Raw genomic sequence first — 16448 nt, forward strand, 5'->3', positions numbered from 1 at the left:
GGTGACGGTGACCTGGCGGTAAGAGGATGTCACCGTCGCGTCGCGAAAGGCGGAAATCTGTCGGGAGCACTTCCCCGGTCGGCTACAAAGGTAAATGTTTGCGGTGGACACGTCGACACGGGTGGAGATCATGCGAGCGGGGCATCTCGGACGTTGGGCGGCTTTAGCGGGCGCCGCGCTGCTGGCGAGCGCCTGCTCGCCACAAGCCACCGGAGTGGCGGGCGTCAGCGCGCAGTCACCGGCCACGCCCCCGGCGAGCGCGAGCCCGTCCGTCACCGCCACCATCCCCTCACAGACACCGACCGCCGACCCCCAGTCGGCCGAGACCCCGCCCAAGGGTGAGGACCCGGTCAAGATCCCGCCACCGAAGCTGTCGAAGTACACCTACGCCTTCCCCGTCCAGGGCTGCCGGACGACCTACCAGCGCCAGCTGCTCGTGCTCCCGAAGACGGTGATCTGGGCGGGCAAGGGCTGCGCCTTCGTGGCGCCGGTGGACGGCGTGGTCGACGAGGTCAACACCCTGAACAAGTGGTCGCCCACCACCGACGTGGGCGCCTACCGCGAGGGCCGCTTCGTCACGATCATCGGCGACGACGGCGTCCGCTACCTCGGCGGCCATCTCGACGCCGTGGCCGACGGCCTCAAGCCGGGCGTACGGGTGAAGGTCGGACAGATGCTCGGCCGGGTCGGCAACTCGGGCAACGCCCGCGACACCGCCACGAACCTCTATTTCGCGATCTCCTGGAAGACCGGCCCCGCCTACTGGTGGGTGCGCCGGGGCATGGTGAACCCCTGGGACTACCTCGACGCCTGGCAGACCGGCAACAAGACGCTGTCGCCGAAGAAGGAGACGCTGAAGATGCGCGGCCGGCTGGGCGAGACGCCGCCGTGCGCCGTTCAGTGCGCGTCGAAGAAGGTGGTGGAGCCCAAGAAGAAGAAAAAGAAGACCCACGCCACGCCGACTCCTACGGTGATCATCGTCAATCCGACGTGAGCTTCATCGCCGGTCCGACGTCAGCTCCTTCGGGTCCACGGTAACTCCGGAGCGGATGAGCTGCTGGATCTCGCTGACGACGTCCCAGACGTTGACGTTCATGCCGGCGACGACCTTGCCCTCGCGCAGCCAGTAGGCGACGAACTCCAGGTCGGGGACCGAACCCCGGTAGACGACCTCGTCGTAGCCCTGGATGTCGCCGGAGAACTCCATGCCCAGGTCGTACTGGTCTGTATAGAAGTACGGCACGCGGTCGTAGGAGACCTCCTGGCCCAGCATGGACCTGGCCGCGGCGGGGCCGCCGTTCAGCGCGTTGGCCCAGTGCTCGACTCGGATGCGCCGGCCGTACAGGGGATGGAACGACTCGGCGACGTCGCCCGCGGCGAACACGTCGGGATGCGAGGTGCGCAGCGCGGCGTCCGTGAGGATGCCGCTCCCGACCTCCAGCCCGGCGTCCCGGGCCAGCCCGACCTCGGGCTCCGCGCCGATGCCGACGATGACGAGGTCGGCGGTCAGGCGCTCGCCGGAGCTGAGCCGCACGCCGGTCTCGGTGATCTCCGCGGCGCCGGTGCCGGTGCGCACGTCGACGCCGTTGCGCCGGTGCAGCCCGGCGAAGACCTCGCCGAGTTCGGGCCCGAGTGGCCGATACAGCGGCGTGGGGTCGGGTTCGACGATCGTGACCTCGCACCCGGCCTTGCGGGCGGCCGCGGCGGTCTCCAGCCCGATCCAGCCCGCGCCGACCACGATCACCCGCTCGGCGCCGGCCAGGCGCGCCTTGAGCGCCTCACTGTCCTCGACCGTGCGCAGGCAGAGGCCCGGTCCAGGCAGGCGCCGCGGCCTCGCCCCCGTCGCGATCAGCAGCTTGTGGTACGGCTGGCGCGAGCCGTCGGAGAGCCGGACCGCGTGCTGGTCGAGCTCGAGGCGCGTGACCCGCAGGCCGGTCCTGAGGTCCACGCCGTTGTCGGCGTACCAGCCGGCGCCATGGACGAAGATCTTCTCCCGCTCGCTCTTGCCCTGCAGGTATTCCTTCGACAAGGGCGGTCTCTCGTAGGGGCGTTCGGACTCCGCGCCGATCAGCACGATCTCGTCGTCGGAGCCCTCTTCCCGCAACGTCTGCGCCGCCTTGGCCCCCGCCAGTCCCGCGCCGACGATCACATATGTAGCCATGGCCGCAGTATCCGCCTGCCGGGGGTCATCGGGAAAGACGCTTGTGCCAGGCGATGGCGGACGTGTCGGTGAGAGAGGCGATCTGGTCGATGACCACCCGGACGCGGCCGGCGTCGTCGGGCGCGCCGAGGTAGGTGGGCCGGAAAGCGGGCTCCAGGGTGGCGGGCGCGCCGAGCGTGATCAGGGAGGCCAGCTCGGTGATGAGGTCGCGCTGCCTGGCCTGGTTGGCGTGGTGGTCCTCGGTGGTCATCACGTAGTGGGCGGTGATGCCCTTGAGCAGCGCGCACTCCAGCCGGGTGGCCGGGGGGACGACGAGCTCCGCGCGGTGCCGCGAGGCGTACGCGTCCTTGGTGGCGGTCTGGGCGGATCGGCAGAAGCGGCCGATGAGACCGCTCGTCAGCGCCTTGAGCCCGGCCAGGTCGGCGAAGGTGGCTTCGAAGCGGCGCGGCCAGAGCGGGGTGGCGATCAGTGCGGCGAAGACGGCCTCGAGCTCGGCGAGGTCGGCAGTGGGCGCGTACCAGGTGCGGGTTGTCTCGCAGACCGCGCGGCGCTCGGCGGCCGACAGGAGCGCCTCGGGCGTGACGTGGCCGGAGTGCAGCGCGTCCTCCAGGTCGTGGACGGAGTAGGCGACGTCGTCGGCCCAGTCCATGATCTGCGCCTCGAAGCTTACCCGGCCGTCGGGAGCACCGTCCCTGATCCACTCGAAGACCGGCAGGTCGTCGTCGTAGACGCCGAACTTCGGCGATCTGTCGCAGGTCCACGGATATTTGATGGAGGCGTCGAGCGCGGCCCTGGTGAGGTTGAGCCCGGCGCTGCGGCCGTCCTCGGTGAGGACCTTGGCCTCCAGCCGGGTGAGCAGGCGCAGGCTCTGCGCGTTGCCCTCGAAGCCGCCGCACGAGGTGGACAGCTGGTTGAGCGCCACCTCGCCGTTGTGACCGAACGGCGGATGGCCCAGATCGTGCGCCAGGCAGGCGGTCTCCACCAGGTCGGGGTCGACGCCGAGCGTCGCGCCCATCTCCCGGCCGACCTGGGCGCATTCGAGCGAGTGGGTGAGCCGGGTGCGCGGGATGTGCTGGCCGCCGCCGAGCGTCTCGCCGGGCCCCACGACCTGCGTCTTCGCGGCCAGCCTGCGCAGCGCGGAGCTGTGCAGGACCCTGGCGCGGTCGCGTTCGAACGCGCTGCGCTCCGGGTTGCCGGGAGGTTCCGGCACCCACCGTGCCTGGTCGTGTTCGTCGTAACGGGCCATAAGAGCTGTGATTTTATCCAGTTTCCGGTCTCCGCTAGTGTCGACCCTCGCGAGAACCCCATTCCCCGGGAGCCCCTCCTCCATGACCACAGCGTTCCGGGCCGTGCTGGCCTTCGCCCTGCTTGCCGGCTTCTACGTGCTGGTCGGCCTCGTGCTGGTCGCGGCCGTCTTCTTCGATGTGCTGCTGCTGGTCGACTTCCACGTCAATGGCCTCAAGTACGCGGTCATCCTGACCCTGGCGGGGGCCGCGCTCGTGCGCGCCCTGATCATGGTCAGCCGCCGCAAGGACGGCGAGCAGCCGGGCGTGCTGGTCACCCGCGAGCACGAGCCCGCGCTCTGGCAGATGGTCGACGACCTGTCCCAGCGCGTCCGTACGGCGCCACCCGACGAGATCCGCCTGGTGCCCGAGGTCAACGCGGCCGTGGCGGAGGACACCCGCTTCCTCGGCATGAAGGCCACCAGACGGCGCATGTACATCGGGCTGCCGTTGCTGCAGACCCTCACGGTCGACGAGATGCGCGCGGTGCTCGGCCACGAGCTGGGCCACTACAGCGGCGCCCACACCCGCCTGGGCGCGCCGGTCTACCGGGGCCGGGAGGGGCTGATCGCGACCGTCGAGGGCCTGGCCGGCAACCCGTACGTCCAACGGCTGTTCACGTACTACGCCAAGCTCTACATGCTCGTCTCCCAGAGCGTGTCGCGCGGGCAGGAGCTGGAGGCCGACCGGTTCGCGGTGGCCATCGGCGGCCGCCAGGCGATGTCGGAGGCGCTGCGCAAGATCCACAGCACGGCGACCGCCTGGAAGATCTACGCCGAGGGCTACCTGTCGATGACCGGGGCGGGCGGCAACCGGCCCGCGGCGGTGTTCGGCGGGTTCCACGCGCTGATGAGCGATCCGGCCAGGCAGGCCGAGGTGGCCAAGCTCGGCGAGGAGCCGCGGGAGACCTCCCTCTACGACTCCCACCCAAGCCTGGCCGACCGGCTGGCCGCCATCGAGCTGCTTCCGGAGCCGGAGCACGTACCCGACCCGCGCTCGGCCCTCACGCTGCTGCGCGACGCGAACGTGGCGGTGCAGGCGGTCGAGCAGTCGATGTGGACGCCGGAGGCGCTCACGGGGCTGCGGGCGGTGTCGTGGGAGGAGCTGGTGTCCCAGGGCATGTACGCGGCCCGCAACGCCGAGGCGCTCAACGACCTGGCGCTGGCCGGGCAGCGGGTGCTGGGCGCCACCCGGCCCTACCTCGACGCGGCCTTCGAGGTGATCGCCAGGGGACGGCGGCCCGAGCTGGAGGAGAAGCTGCGCGAGCTGGGCTGGAACCCGTCGGAGACGCTGCTGGCCGGGGTGCTCGGGCAGGCGCTGGAGGCGGTGCTGATCCAGCACGGCCAGGCCCGGTGGACGCTGTCGTGGGCAGGGCCGGCGCGGCTGCTGTTCGACGACGGCGAGGAGGTGGCGCTGTCGGAGTACGCGGCCCAGGTCGCGGCCAACCCGTCCGCCGTTCCCGGGCTCCGGAAGTGGCTGGGCGACCTGGGCATGCGTCACGACTACGTGCCCGCCACGCTGGAGCAGGCGGAGGCGACCGTCTCACCCGGTTGACCGCGATGGCCCCCACAGGGCCACCAGCCACGACGGGCCGTCTCCATCCCCTCCCCCGCAGGGGGAATCTCACCCAAAGGACCCCCACCACAACGGGCCGTCACAGGGATCGAGGCGGTCGTGTGATCCCCCTTCGGGAGAGGAAGATCTGACGGTCCGTCGTGGCTGGTGTCTGGGGGTACCCCCTTCGGCTGCCTACCGGGTGTCGGAGTCGCATTCGGCGAAGGCCGCGCGGCCGGCCTCCAGGCGGGCGACCGGGATGCGGAACGGCGAGCACGAGACGTAGTCGAGCCCGGCCTGGTGGCAGAAGTGCACCGAGTCGGGATCGCCCCCGTGCTCGCCGCAGATGCCGAGCTTGAGGTCGGGGCGGGCCGCGCGGCCCTCCTCGACGGCGATCGTGACCAGGCGCCCGACACCGTCGCGGTCGAGGGTCTCGAACGGCGAGACCCCGAACATGCCGAGCTCCAGGTAGCGGGAGAAGAACGCGGCCTCCACGTCGTCCCGCGAGAAGCCCCAGGTCATCTGGGTCAGGTCGTTGGTGCCGAAGGAGAAGAACTGGGCCGCCTCGGCGACCTGGCCCGCGGTGAGCGCCGCCCTGGGCGTCTCGATCATGGTGCCGATCAGGGCCTCGACGCCGAGGTCCGCGAGGATCCCGGCGGCCTCCTCGCGGACGGCCTCCAGCTCCTGTACGGCGGCCACGAGCGGAATCATGATCTCCGGTTTGGCTCCCGGCACCTCCTTGGCCGCCTGGGCGATGGCGCGTACCTGCATGGCGAACAGGCCGGGGATGACCAGGCCGAGCCGCACACCGCGCAGCCCGAGCATGGGGTTCTGCTCGTGCAGCCGCTTGACGGCGCCCAGCAGCTTGCGGTCCTTGTCCGTGGCGTCCCCGGTGGCCACCTTGACCGACAGGTCGGTGAGGTCCGGCAGGAACTCGTGCAACGGCGGGTCGATGAGCCGGACCGTGACCGGCTGTCCCTCCATAGCCTGAAATATCCCGACGAAGTCGGCTTTCTGGAGGGGCTCCAGCGCGTCCAGCGCCGCCTGGCGCTCCTCGTCGCCCGAGGCCAGCACCAGGTCCTCGACGAGCTGCCTGCGCTCGCCCAGGAACATGTGCTCCGTACGGCACAGCCCGATCCCCTCACCGCCGAAGCGGCGCGCCCTGGCCGCGTCGTCGGGCGTGTCGGCGTTGGCCCGCACGCCCAGCCGGCGTACCTCGTCGGCCCGCCGCATGATCCGGTCCACGGCCCGGACCAGGTCGTCGTCGGGCTCCCGGCCCTCGAAGTACTCGACCACGGCCGAGTCCACCACGGGCACCTCGCCGAGGAAGACCTCGCCGGTCGTGCCGTCGATGGAGATGAGGTCGCCCTCGTTCACCACGATGTCGCCCGGCGCGGTGAACCTGCGCTCGCCGATCGACACCTCCAGCTCCTCGGCGCCGCAGACGCAGGTCTTGCCCATGCCGCGGGCGACCACGGCGGCGTGTGAGGTCTTGCCGCCGCGGCTGGTCAGGATGCCGCGCGCGGCGATCATCCCGGACAGGTCGTCCGGGTTGGTCTCGCGGCGCACCAGGATGACGTCCTCGCCCTGGCCGGCCAGCTCGACGGCGCGCTCGGAGGAGAACACGACCTTGCCGACGGCGGCTCCCGGCGAGGCGTTCATGCCCTTGGCGATCTTCTTCTTCTCGGTGCCCGAGTCGAAGCGCGGGAACATCAGCTGCGCCAGCTGGTCGCCCGTCACCCGCGTGACGGCCTCGTCGAGCGTGATGAGGCCCTGGTCGACGAGCTGGGTGGCGATGCAGAACGCGGCGGCCGCGGTGCGCTTGCCGACCCTGGTCTGCAGCATCCAGAGCTTGCCGCGCTCGATCGTGAACTCGATGTCGCACAGGTCGCGGTAGTGGTTCTCCAGCGTCTCCATGATCCGCAGGAGCTCGTCGTACGAGCTCTTGTCGAGGCGTTCCAGCTCCTGGAGCGGGATCGTGTTGCGGATGCCGGCGACGACGTCCTCGCCCTGGGCGTTCTGCAGGTAATCGCCGTAGATGCCCTGCTGACCGGAGCCGGGGTCGCGGGTGAAGGCGACGCCGGTGCCCGAGTCGTTGCCGACGTTGCCGAAGACCATGGCCACGATGTTGACCGCGGTGCCGAGGTCGGCGGGGATGCGTTCCTGGCGGCGGTAGAGGATGGCGCGCGGGGCGTTCCAGGAGTCGAAGACGGCCATGACGGCCAGGCGCATCTGCTCGCGCGGGTCGGCGGGGAAGTCCTTGCCCGTCTGGTCGCGCACGATGCCCTTGAACGTCTCCACCAGGCCCTGCAGCTCGGCCGCGCCGAGGTCGGTGTCCTGCCGGTCGCCCTTCAGCGATTCGAGCGCCTGCTCGAACAGCTCGCCGTCGATGTCGAGCACGGTCTTGCCGAACATCTGGATGAGCCTGCGGTAGGAGTCCCAGGCGAAGCGGTCGTTGCCGCCGGCCTGCTTGGCCAGGCCGTGCACGGACTCGTCGTTCAGCCCGATGTTGAGGACGGTCTCCATCATGCCGGGCATCGAGAACTTCGCGCCGGAGCGGACGCTGACCAGCAGCGGGTCGTCGGCCTGGCCGAGCGTCTTGCCCATCCGCTTCTCCATCGCGGTCAGGTGCTCGGCCACCTCCCGCTCCAGGCCGTCGGGGACCGCGCCCTCGGCCAGATAGTGGCGGCACGCCTCGGAGGTGATCGTGAACCCGGGAGGGACGGGCAGCCCGAGATTGGTCATTTCGGCGAGGTTTGCTCCCTTGCCGCCGAGAAGATCCTTGAGATCCTTGTTGCCCTCGGTGAAGTCGTAAACGTACTTGGCCACCACAGCTCCAATCAACGCCTCTGGTTCGGACTCTACCGGCGATAATCATGATGAAACTGCACTCATCGGTTAAGTCAACGTTTCAGCTGGTGAAGGGCCTATCACCGGTCTAATCCAATTTATGTTCTGTTTGACCAAGAATTGGTTTATACCAATTGGTATAAACCAATTCTTGAAAGATCCAGAGGTAAGGTTCACAATCAGGAGCACCCCCTAGCAGGAGGCGCCCGATGGCCACTCCTACGAAGCCCCAGCGTTCGGCCCGCCTGGTCGCCGGATCGGCCAAGGCCGCTCAGGGCTCCGCGCGCTACCTGGACGAGCGCCTCGGGCTGGCCGGCTGGCTCGGCCCGAACCTGCGCAAGCTCTTTCCGAGCCACTGGTCGTTCCTGCTCGGCGAGTTCGCCCTGTACTCGTTCGTCCTGCTCGTGCTGACGGGCACGTTCCTGGTCTTCTTCTACAAGCCCAACCCCGACGTGGCCTTCGCCTCGGTACGCGAGCTCAGCCTGGACATCAGGGGCGGCCTGCTGGTGCGCCAGATGCACCACTGGGCGGCGACGATCTTCGTGCTGTCGATCGTGGCCCACCTGTTCCGCGTCTTCTTCACCGCCGCCTTCCGCAAGCCGCGGGAGCTGAGCTGGATGACCGGCGTGCTGCTGTTCGGGCTGGTGCTGTTCGAGTCGTTCCTGGGCGTCTCACTGCCCGCCGACCAGCTCGCCATGACCGGCCTGCGGGAGGCTCAGGGCCTGCTGCTGTCGATCCCGCTCGTCGGCGGCTACCTGTCGGCGTTCGTCTTCGACGGCGGCTTTCCCGGCCAGGTCATCCCGCGCCTGTTCGTGACGCACGTGCTGCTGGTGCCGGGCATCCTGCTGGCGCTCGTGCCGCTGCACGGGATCGTCCTGACCTGGCGGCAGAAGCACACCGAGCACCGCACGCCGGCGTCGGACGAGACGCGGGTCACGGGCGGCCCGTTCTTCCCGTACTTCGCCGTCAAGAACGGCGCCACCACGCTGTTCACGATGGCCGTCATCACGCTGCTGGCCACCTTCGTCCGGGTCAACCCGGTGTGGGAGCACGGGGCGTACCAGCCCGGCGGCTGGCCGCCGTCGGCTCAGCCGTTCTGGTATTCCGGCGTTCTGGAAGGCGCGTTACGCCTGACGCCGCCCTGGGAGATCACCGTCGGCGGCTTCGTCCTGCAGGTCGGCCTCTGGATCCCGATGCTGGTCCTGGCCGCCTTCTTCACGGTCCTGCTGTTCTATCCGTTCCTGGAGCGCCGCTTCACCGGGGACCGCCGCGTGCACAACCTCCTGGACCGCCCCTCGCACGCGCCCGTCCGCACGGCGCTCGGGGCGGCGGTGATCACGTTCTTCACGGTGCTGTGGGCCGGGACGTGGTTCTCGGAGACCCCGCCGGACCCGAAGGCGCCGATGCCGCTGCTCGCGGCACCGCACGAGACCTACCTCTGGATCGTGTACGGGCTGCGCGTGGCGATCTTCGTCCTGCCCCCGATCGCGTACGCCATCACCCTGGCGGTGTGCCGAAGCCGCACCCGCCGCTGATGCCCTTGCCCGCTGCTGATTCTTTTGCCCACCCGCCCTGACGACGTCGACCCTGCCCACGGTCCAGGAAAGACCGCGAACGGGGTCAACAATGCGCACGTCACGGCGGCCAGCCCCGTAAACCGCAGGAGCGTGCCCCTGGACAGGGCCCGGCCACGTATGGCGGGTGGGGCTGGCCACTGCCGGCCGTAACAAAAAATCAGTCGTTCAGGTGCTGGCGGAGGTAGGAGTCGACGGCGTCGAGGGAGATGCGCTGCTGAGCCATCGTGTCGCGCTCGCGGATCGTGACCGCCTGGTCCTCGAGCGTGTCGAAGTCGACCGTGATGCAGAACGGCGTGCCGATCTCGTCCTGGCGCCGGTAGCGGCGGCCGATCGCGCCCGCGTCGTCGAACTCGACGTTCCACCGCCGGCGCAGCTGCGCGGCCAGGTCGCGGGCCTTCGGCGACAGGTCGGCGTTGCGCGACAGCGGCAGCACCGCGGCCTTGACCGGGGCGAGCCGGTGGTCGAGCCGCATCACCGTGCGCTTCTCCATGACCCCCTTGGCGTTGGGCGCCTCGTCCTCGCTGTAGGCGTCGAGCAGGAACGTCAGCGTGGCCCGGTCGACACCCGCCGCCGGCTCGATGACGTAGGGCACGTAGCGCTCGCCCGTGTCCTGCTCGAAGAAGCTCAGGTCGACGCCCGACGCCTTGGAGTGGGCGGTCAGGTCGAAGTCGGTGCGGTTGGCGATGCCCTCGAGCTCACCCCACTCACCGCCCGCGAAGTTGAAGCGGTATTCGACGTCGACCGTGCGCTTGCTGTAGTGGGACAGCTTCTCCTTGGGGTGCTCGTAGAGCCGGAGGTTGTCCTTGTTGATGCCCAGATCGGAGTACCAGCGGAAGCGCTCGTCGATCCAGTATTGGTGCCACTCCTCGTCGCTGCCCGGCTTGACGAAGAACTCCATCTCCATCTGCTCGAACTCGCGGGTGCGGAAGATGAAGTTGCCCGGCGTGATCTCGTTGCGGAAGGACTTGCCGACCTGGCCGATGCCGAACGGGATCTTCTTACGCGCCGACTGCTGCACGTTGAGGTAGTTGATGAAGATGCCCTGCGCGGTCTCCGGGCGCAGGTAGGCCAGACCCGACTCGTCCTCGATCGGGCCGAGGTAGGTCTTGAGCAGGCCGCTGAACTGCTTCGGGTCGGTGAAGGCGCCCTTGTTGCCGCAGTTGGGGCAGGTGATGTCGGCCAGGCCGTTCTCGGGCGCCTTGCCGTTCTTCTCCTCGTATGCCTCGAGGAGGTGATCGGCGCGGTAGCGCTTGTGGCACGACTGGCACTCGGTCAGCGGGTCGGTGAAGGTCTCCACGTGACCGCTGGCCTGCCAGACCTCGCGGGCCAGGATGACGCAGGAGTCGAGGCCCACCACGTCGTCGCGCGACTGGACCATCGACAGCCACCACTGCCGCTTGACGTTGTTCTTCAGCTCGACGCCCAGGGGACCGTAGTCCCACGACGCGCGCAGTCCGCCGTAGATCTCGCTCGACGGGTAAACGAGCCCGCGGCGTTTGGCGAGGCTGACGATCGTGTCCATGACGTCTGTGCGTCGTGCCATTTTGGTTGCGTCTCTTTCCGGCTGGAGGTCGGCGAAGGGAATGGGTGAGCTCCCAGCTTAGGGGACGCTCACGAGCCCTCGCGCGCGAGTATTTCTACTCGCCGTCTTGAAGATAGACGTCCTCGAACGCGCTTGGTTCATTGACCATGAGGATCATCAGGGGATACATCGCCATCCGCGCCGCGGACAGGGCCCTGCGGTAGAACCCGGCGCCCTCCCACTCACTGACCAGCGCCCACAGGTTGGGCTCATCGACCGAGCGGGCCAACCGGCCGCGCAGGAATCCGGGCTGGTCGGCCAGTGTCTGAAGGATGACATGGGCTTGCTTGACGAAGTCTTGGGACTGGGACTCTGGGACGGTGTAACGGATGACGGCGAGCACGCACACCAGGATGTCAGACGATTACGTACCGCTGGGCGATTCCAGTCCCTGACCTGCCCGCACCCACTGACCGATTCGGGCGCTCCGACCGCCCACCTGCTGTTCGATTGGGACGGGGCTAGGCTCGGGCCGTGGCCACCAATGACAACCGCCGCGGGAATGCCCAGCGGCCGCTTCCCGCCGGCGAGCAGTTCTTCACACCCGGCGCGACCGGCCTGCGCAAGGCGGTCGAGGAGCGCAGCGCGACTCCGATGACGTTCCTGTTCACGCAGGTGCCCAAGTGGGCGGCGCCCGCCGTGCTGGTGGTGCTGCTGCTGACCGGGTTCGCCGTGGACAGCTGGCTGGGCGGCGTGGCGGTGCTGCCGGTGCTGGGGTTCGTGGGCTGGCTGGCGTACCTGTCCTGGCCGTCGCTGGGGCTCGGCGGGCGGCTGCTGCGGGTCGTGATGCTGGCCTTCCTGCTGGTCCTCGCGGCCGACCGCTTCGGAGTGTTTTAGCCGGAGATTTTGACAATCATTTTCATTTTCCCCATAATCGGGGGCGTGATGTCCCGAACGCCCCTAATCGGTGCTGCCATCCTCGCGACCACCCTGACGGCCGCCGCGTGCTCCAACACCGGCGCGGCTGAGACGGCGGCGCCCGGCAAGCCCGCCGTGATCGCCGCCTTCTACCCGCTCCAGTGGCTCACCGAGCAGGTCGGCGGCCCCGACGTGAGCGTGTCGGTCCTGACCGCCCCCGGTGTCGAACCGCACGACCTGGAGCTGGGCGCGCACCAGGTGGCCCAGCTCGAAGACGCGACCCTGACCGTCTACATCAAGGGCGTCCAGCCCGCCGTGGACGACGCGGTCGACCAGGACAAGAGCTTCGACGCCGCGACCGCCGTCAAGACGCTGCCCGCCGGCGAGCACGCGGAGGGTCACGACATCGGCTACGACCCGCACCTCTGGCTGGACCCGTCCCGCCTGGCCACCGTCGCCGCCAAGCTCGGCGAGCGACTGGCCGCCGCCGACCCCGCGCACGCCCAGGGCTACCGGGACCGCGCGGTCAAGACGGCGGGCGCCCTGGGGACCCTCGACCAGGAGTACGCCAAGGCCCTGACCACCTGCGGGACCAAGACGCTGGTCACCGCCCATGAGGCGTTCGGTTATCTGGCCGACCGCTATCACCTCAAGCAGATCGGCATCACCCTGGACCCGGAGACCGAGCCCTCCCCCGCCCGCATCGCCGAGGTCGCCAAGCTGGCCAAGGACGAGAAGGTGACCACGATCTTCACCGAGGCCCTGGTCAGCCCCAAGGTCTCCGAGGTGCTGGCCAAGGAGGTCGGCGCGCGGACGGCGGTGCTCGATCCGCTGGAGAGCAAGCCGTCGGGCGACTACCTGTCGGGAATGCGCGACAACCTGAAGACCTTGCAGACCGCATTGGGGTGTACGGCATGACCGGCGCATTGGGGTGTATGAGATGAACGGCACATTGGGGCGTACGGCATGAGCGGCACAGGTGAGACCGCCTTCGCCATGACCGGCGGCCGGGTGAGCCTGGACCGGCGCGACATCCTGCGCGGCATCGATCTCACGATCTGCCCCGGCGAGGTCGTGGCCCTCATGGGCGCCAACGGCTCCGGCAAGTCCACGCTGGTGCGCGCCCTGCTGGGCCTCACTCCGCTCTCGGGCGGCCAGACCCTCCTGTACGGCACACCGCCCGCGAAATTCCGCGACTGGTGGCGCATCGGCTACGTACCGCAGCGCCTGGCCGTCGGCGGCGGGGTGCCCGCCACGGTCCGGGAGGTCGTGACCTCCGGCCGTGTGGCCAGGCAGAGCCGGCTGCGCCGTACCAGCGCCGCGGACAAGGCGGCGGCGGCGAGCGCCCTCGAGGCCGTCGGGCTGGCGGACCGGGCGGGCGACCCGGTGCAGTCGCTGTCCGGCGGCCAGCAGCAGCGGGTGCTCATCGCCCGCGCGCTGGCCGGCGAACCCGACACGTACGTCATGGACGAGCCCACCGCGGGTGTCGATGCCGACACTCAGCAGCTGCTCGCCGATACGCTGGCCACGCTGGTGCTGAACGGCAAGACCATCGTGCTCGTCGCCCACGAGCTCGGCCCGCTCGAGCCGCTCATCACCCGCGGCGTGGTGGTCCGTGAGGGCCGGATCGCGCACGACGGCAGACCACCACGGCCCGAGGGCGACTGCGCCCGGCCGGGACACGAACACGTGCACCCGCACGCCACCGAGGCGAGCGCGGGACCGCTTTCCGGATGGCGGGGAGAGCCATGATCGAGTTGTTGGGCAAGCAGTTCTTCCAGCTGGCGCTGATCGCGGCGCTGCTGGTGGGGCTCTGCGCGCCCGCCGTCGGCACGTTCATCGTCCAGCGCAGGCTGGCGCTGCTCGGTGACGGCATCGGGCACGTGGCGCTGACCGGCGTCGCGCTGGGCTTCCTGACGGGCACCGCGCCCGTGCTCACCGCCGTGGCCGTGGCCGTCATCGGCGCCGTGGCCATCGAACTGGTCAGGGCGCGCGGGCGCACCAGCGGCGACGTGGCGCTGGCGCTGCTGTTCTACGGCGGCATCGCGGGTGGCGTCATGCTCATGGGCATCGCGCCGGGTGGCAGCAACGCCAAGCTGAACTCCTACCTCTTCGGCGCCATCGCCAGCGTCACCACCGAGGACATCTGGATCATCGGCGCGCTGGCCGTCGCGGTGATCGCGGTGGTCGTGATCTTCGGCAGGGAGCTGTTCGTGCTCTGCCAGGACGAGGAGATGGCCAGGGCCAGCGGCCTGCCGGTGCGCTTCCTCAGCCTGCTGATCGCCGTCACGGCCGCGCTGACCGTCGTCATCGCCATGCGCGTGGTCGGATTGCTGCTGGTCAGCGCGCTGATGGTGATCCCGGTGGCGACCGGTCAGCAGCTCACCAGGGGGTTCCGCTCGACGATGGCGCTGGCCATGCTGTTCGGCGTCGTCGCGGCGGTGGGCGGGCTGCTCGCCTCGACGCTGTCCGCCAGGGTGCCGCCGGGCGCCGCGATCGTGCTTCTTGCCCTCTGCGGCTTCGTCCTGGCCCTCGGTGTCGGTAAGTTCGTACGGCGAGGCAGACCCCAGGAGTCCACAGTGAGCGAGCGATCCACCATGCGCGTCGAGGAGGTCGCACGATGATGTCCACGAGACGCGACGCCGTGCACGACACCCTCCGCCAGAGCAAGAGCTTCCGCAGCGCCCAGGACGTCTACGCCGAGATGCGCGCCCACGGCGCCAAGATCGGCCTGACCACGGTCTACCGGGCGCTGCAGGCGCTGGCCGACGGCGGTCACGTCGACGTGCTGCGCACCGACGACGGCGAGTCCGTCTACCGCGCGTGCGCCAGCGGCGACCACCATCACCACCTGGTGTGCCGCCGCTGCGGCCGGACCGTCGAGGTGGCCGGTCCCGCCGTCGAACGCTGGGCGGAGACGGTCGGCTCCGAGCACGGCTTCACCGAGATCACTCACACGGTCGAGGTGTTCGGCACCTGCTCCGGCTGCTCGGCCTCGGTGCGGGCGGGCTGAGCGCGCCGCGAGCCGTACAGGACGCCCAAGACGATCACCCCGCACCCGGCGAGCTGGAGCGGCGACGGGTGCTCTCCGAGCAGCACCGCCGACAGCCCGACCGTCGTCATCGGCTGGACGAGCAGGAGCAGCGCGGTGAGCGCGGCGGGCTGCCTGGGCAGCGAGTACGCGATCAGCGACCAGCCGGCCACCTGCGGCCCGAGCGCGAGCAGCAGCAGCCAGCCGTGCGCCGGCCAGCTCGGGACGAAGTCGGCGCCCCCGAACACCGGGCTCAGCGCGGCCATCCCGACCGTGGCCACGGCGGTGGCGTGCGTCAACGGCCCGACCGTACGCCCCGAACCGCCCTTCAACACGAGCAGGAACCCCGCGTACGAGATCGAGGTGGCCACACCCGTCACGACCCCGAGCAGCGGGTTCGCCCCATACGCCGCGCTGTCGAACACCCCCGAGATCAGCACCACCCCGGCGAACACCACCGGGGTGGCCATCATCAGCCGGTTCGACGGCCGCTCACGGAACAGCGCCCACGCCGCGAAGGCCACGATGAAGACCTGCAGATTGCCCAGTACGGTCGCCAGCCCCGCGCCCACGTACTTGATAGCGTGGTGCCAGAACAGCAGGTCGAACGCGAACAGCACGCCCGCCAGCCACGCCAGATTGCGGCTGCGGGCCGGGAGGGGCCCCAGCCTCCGCCGTTCGAGCCAGGCCAGCACCAGCATCGGCGGCAGCGCGTACGCGCACCGGAAGAACGCCGAGGTCGCCGGCGAGACCCCCGACAACCGGACCAGCGGCGCGGAGGTGGAGATGATCAGCGCACCCGCGATCGCAATCAGCACGATACGACGATGTGCACCCACAGAAACCCCCGAGCTCCTTGGAGCGAGATACGCTGCGACCACGCTAGAGCCGGTCGTCGACAGGAGTCAACATGCCGTTTGGCCATGACATGGTGCATTCGCTGGCCACGGTGGTAGAGCTGGTCAACACGTCCCCGTCGACCGGCGGAGACGACGGCCTGGCCGAGCTGGCCGACCTGCACGCGTTCGTCGAGTCGCGGCAGGTCAGCGGCATCGGCGCGCTCACGGCCCGCGACCTGGGGCAGGTGCGACTGGTGCGAGAGGCGTTCCACCGCGTCTTCACCGCCCCGGACCAGCCGACGGCCGTACGACTGCTCAACACGCTCCTGTCGGGGACCCGCATCACGCCCCGGCTGACGGAGCACGACGGACATCCGCTGCACATGCACTACTTCGCCCCGGACGCGACACTTTCCGAGCACCTGGCGGCGGACTGCGGGGTGGCGCTGGCGCACCTGGTGGTGGACGAGGAGTGGGAACGGCTGCGAACGTGTTCGGCACCTGATTGCGACCGGGTGTTCGTGGACGAGTCCCGCAACCGATCCCGTGTCTACTGCGACAGCCGTACCTGCGGAAACCGGATGCACGTGGCCGCCTATCGGGCTCGGCGGCGCGCCTGACAAAGCTCGGTCATCGCGATCGGGGCGCGCTACGCGCGGGTGGCGCTCAGGCGTGCTTCCCAGGGGGCTCCGCCCCCTTCGGCCCCCTCCTCG

15 protein-coding genes are annotated in these 16448 nt (G+C 69.6%); 9 read left to right on the top strand and 6 right to left on the bottom strand.

Annotation, left to right across the window (positions count from 1 at the left end; genetic code table 11):
- The first annotated feature begins 103 nt into the window (after positions 1-103).
- Positions 104-994, top strand: a complete 891-nt coding sequence (locus tag AB0B64_RS02600) for a peptidoglycan DD-metalloendopeptidase family protein (RefSeq protein WP_357947655.1) — start codon at positions 104-106, stop codon at positions 992-994.
- A 3-nt stretch (positions 995-997) separates the two neighbouring features.
- Here the strand turns inward: AB0B64_RS02600 and AB0B64_RS02605 are convergent, their stop codons facing one another.
- The gene (locus AB0B64_RS02605) at positions 998-2161 is read right to left on the bottom strand and encodes an FAD-dependent oxidoreductase (RefSeq protein WP_358174117.1); all 1164 of its coding nucleotides are present in this window, start codon (positions 2159-2161) and stop codon (positions 998-1000) included.
- Positions 2162-2186: 25 nt separating this feature from the next.
- Positions 2187-3407: a deoxyguanosinetriphosphate triphosphohydrolase gene (locus tag AB0B64_RS02610; RefSeq protein WP_357947650.1), complete on the bottom strand. Its 1221-nt coding sequence runs from the start codon at positions 3405-3407 to the stop codon at positions 2187-2189.
- Between the two features lie 82 nt (positions 3408-3489).
- On the opposite strand from AB0B64_RS02610, the gene AB0B64_RS02615 reads away from it, so the two are divergent.
- Positions 3490-4998 (top strand): M48 family metallopeptidase, encoded by a 1509-nt coding sequence (locus tag AB0B64_RS02615; RefSeq protein WP_357947647.1) that lies wholly within the window; start codon positions 3490-3492, stop codon positions 4996-4998.
- Positions 4999-5193: 195 nt separating this feature from the next.
- Here AB0B64_RS02615 and ppdK read toward each other — a convergent pair whose 3' ends face one another.
- Positions 5194-7827: a pyruvate, phosphate dikinase gene (gene ppdK / locus AB0B64_RS02620; protein ID WP_358174120.1), complete on the bottom strand. Its 2634-nt coding sequence runs from the start codon at positions 7825-7827 to the stop codon at positions 5194-5196.
- Between the two features lie 230 nt (positions 7828-8057).
- On the opposite strand from ppdK, the gene AB0B64_RS02625 reads away from it, so the two are divergent.
- Entirely contained in the window at positions 8058-9383 is a 1326-nt protein-coding gene (locus tag AB0B64_RS02625; RefSeq protein WP_358174122.1) for a cytochrome b N-terminal domain-containing protein, read from the top strand.
- A 199-nt stretch (positions 9384-9582) separates the two neighbouring features.
- Here AB0B64_RS02625 and AB0B64_RS02630 read toward each other — a convergent pair whose 3' ends face one another.
- Positions 9583-10968, bottom strand: coding sequence for a glycine--tRNA ligase (locus AB0B64_RS02630; RefSeq protein ID WP_357947638.1), 1386 nt, complete (start codon positions 10966-10968; stop codon positions 9583-9585).
- Positions 10969-11062: 94 nt separating this feature from the next.
- Positions 11063-11350, bottom strand: a complete 288-nt coding sequence (locus AB0B64_RS02635) for an antibiotic biosynthesis monooxygenase family protein (RefSeq protein WP_357947635.1) — start codon at positions 11348-11350, stop codon at positions 11063-11065.
- 131 nt (positions 11351-11481) lie between these two features.
- Here AB0B64_RS02635 and AB0B64_RS02640 point away from each other — a divergent pair, with 131 nt between their 5' ends.
- Genes AB0B64_RS02640 through AB0B64_RS02660 form a run of 5 tightly spaced genes read left to right on the top strand, consistent with a single transcriptional unit; the run spans position 11482 to position 14878 of the window.
- Positions 11482-11844 (top strand): DUF6703 family protein, encoded by a 363-nt coding sequence (locus AB0B64_RS02640; protein WP_358174125.1) that lies wholly within the window; start codon positions 11482-11484, stop codon positions 11842-11844.
- Between the two features lie 48 nt (positions 11845-11892).
- On the top strand, positions 11893-12783 hold the full coding sequence (locus AB0B64_RS02645; RefSeq protein ID WP_357948145.1) for a metal ABC transporter substrate-binding protein: 891 nt from the start codon (positions 11893-11895) through the stop codon (positions 12781-12783).
- A gap of 48 nt (positions 12784-12831) precedes the next feature.
- On the top strand, positions 12832-13617 hold the full coding sequence (locus AB0B64_RS02650; RefSeq protein WP_357947629.1) for a metal ABC transporter ATP-binding protein: 786 nt from the start codon (positions 12832-12834) through the stop codon (positions 13615-13617).
- Complete coding sequence (locus AB0B64_RS02655; RefSeq protein ID WP_358174127.1) at positions 13614-14489, top strand: metal ABC transporter permease; 876 nt, start codon at positions 13614-13616, stop codon at positions 14487-14489. The genes AB0B64_RS02650 and AB0B64_RS02655 overlap by 4 nt, the downstream gene beginning before the upstream one ends.
- On the top strand, positions 14489-14878 hold the full coding sequence (locus AB0B64_RS02660; RefSeq protein WP_357948142.1) for a transcriptional repressor: 390 nt from the start codon (positions 14489-14491) through the stop codon (positions 14876-14878). The genes AB0B64_RS02655 and AB0B64_RS02660 overlap by 1 nt, the downstream gene beginning before the upstream one ends.
- Here AB0B64_RS02660 and AB0B64_RS02665 read toward each other — a convergent pair.
- Positions 14818-15714, bottom strand: a complete 897-nt coding sequence (locus AB0B64_RS02665; RefSeq protein WP_357947623.1) for a DMT family transporter — start codon at positions 15712-15714, stop codon at positions 14818-14820. The genes AB0B64_RS02660 and AB0B64_RS02665 overlap by 61 nt on opposite strands.
- Before the next feature lie 92 nt (positions 15715-15806).
- On the opposite strand from AB0B64_RS02665, the gene AB0B64_RS02670 reads away from it, so the two are divergent.
- Positions 15807-16355: a CGNR zinc finger domain-containing protein gene (locus tag AB0B64_RS02670; RefSeq protein ID WP_357947619.1), complete on the top strand. Its 549-nt coding sequence runs from the start codon at positions 15807-15809 to the stop codon at positions 16353-16355.
- Positions 16356-16448: the final 93 nt, after the last annotated feature.

This window comes from Nonomuraea sp. NPDC049129 (genome assembly GCF_040648495.1).
Taxonomy (GTDB): domain Bacteria; phylum Actinomycetota; class Actinomycetes; order Streptosporangiales; family Streptosporangiaceae; genus Nonomuraea.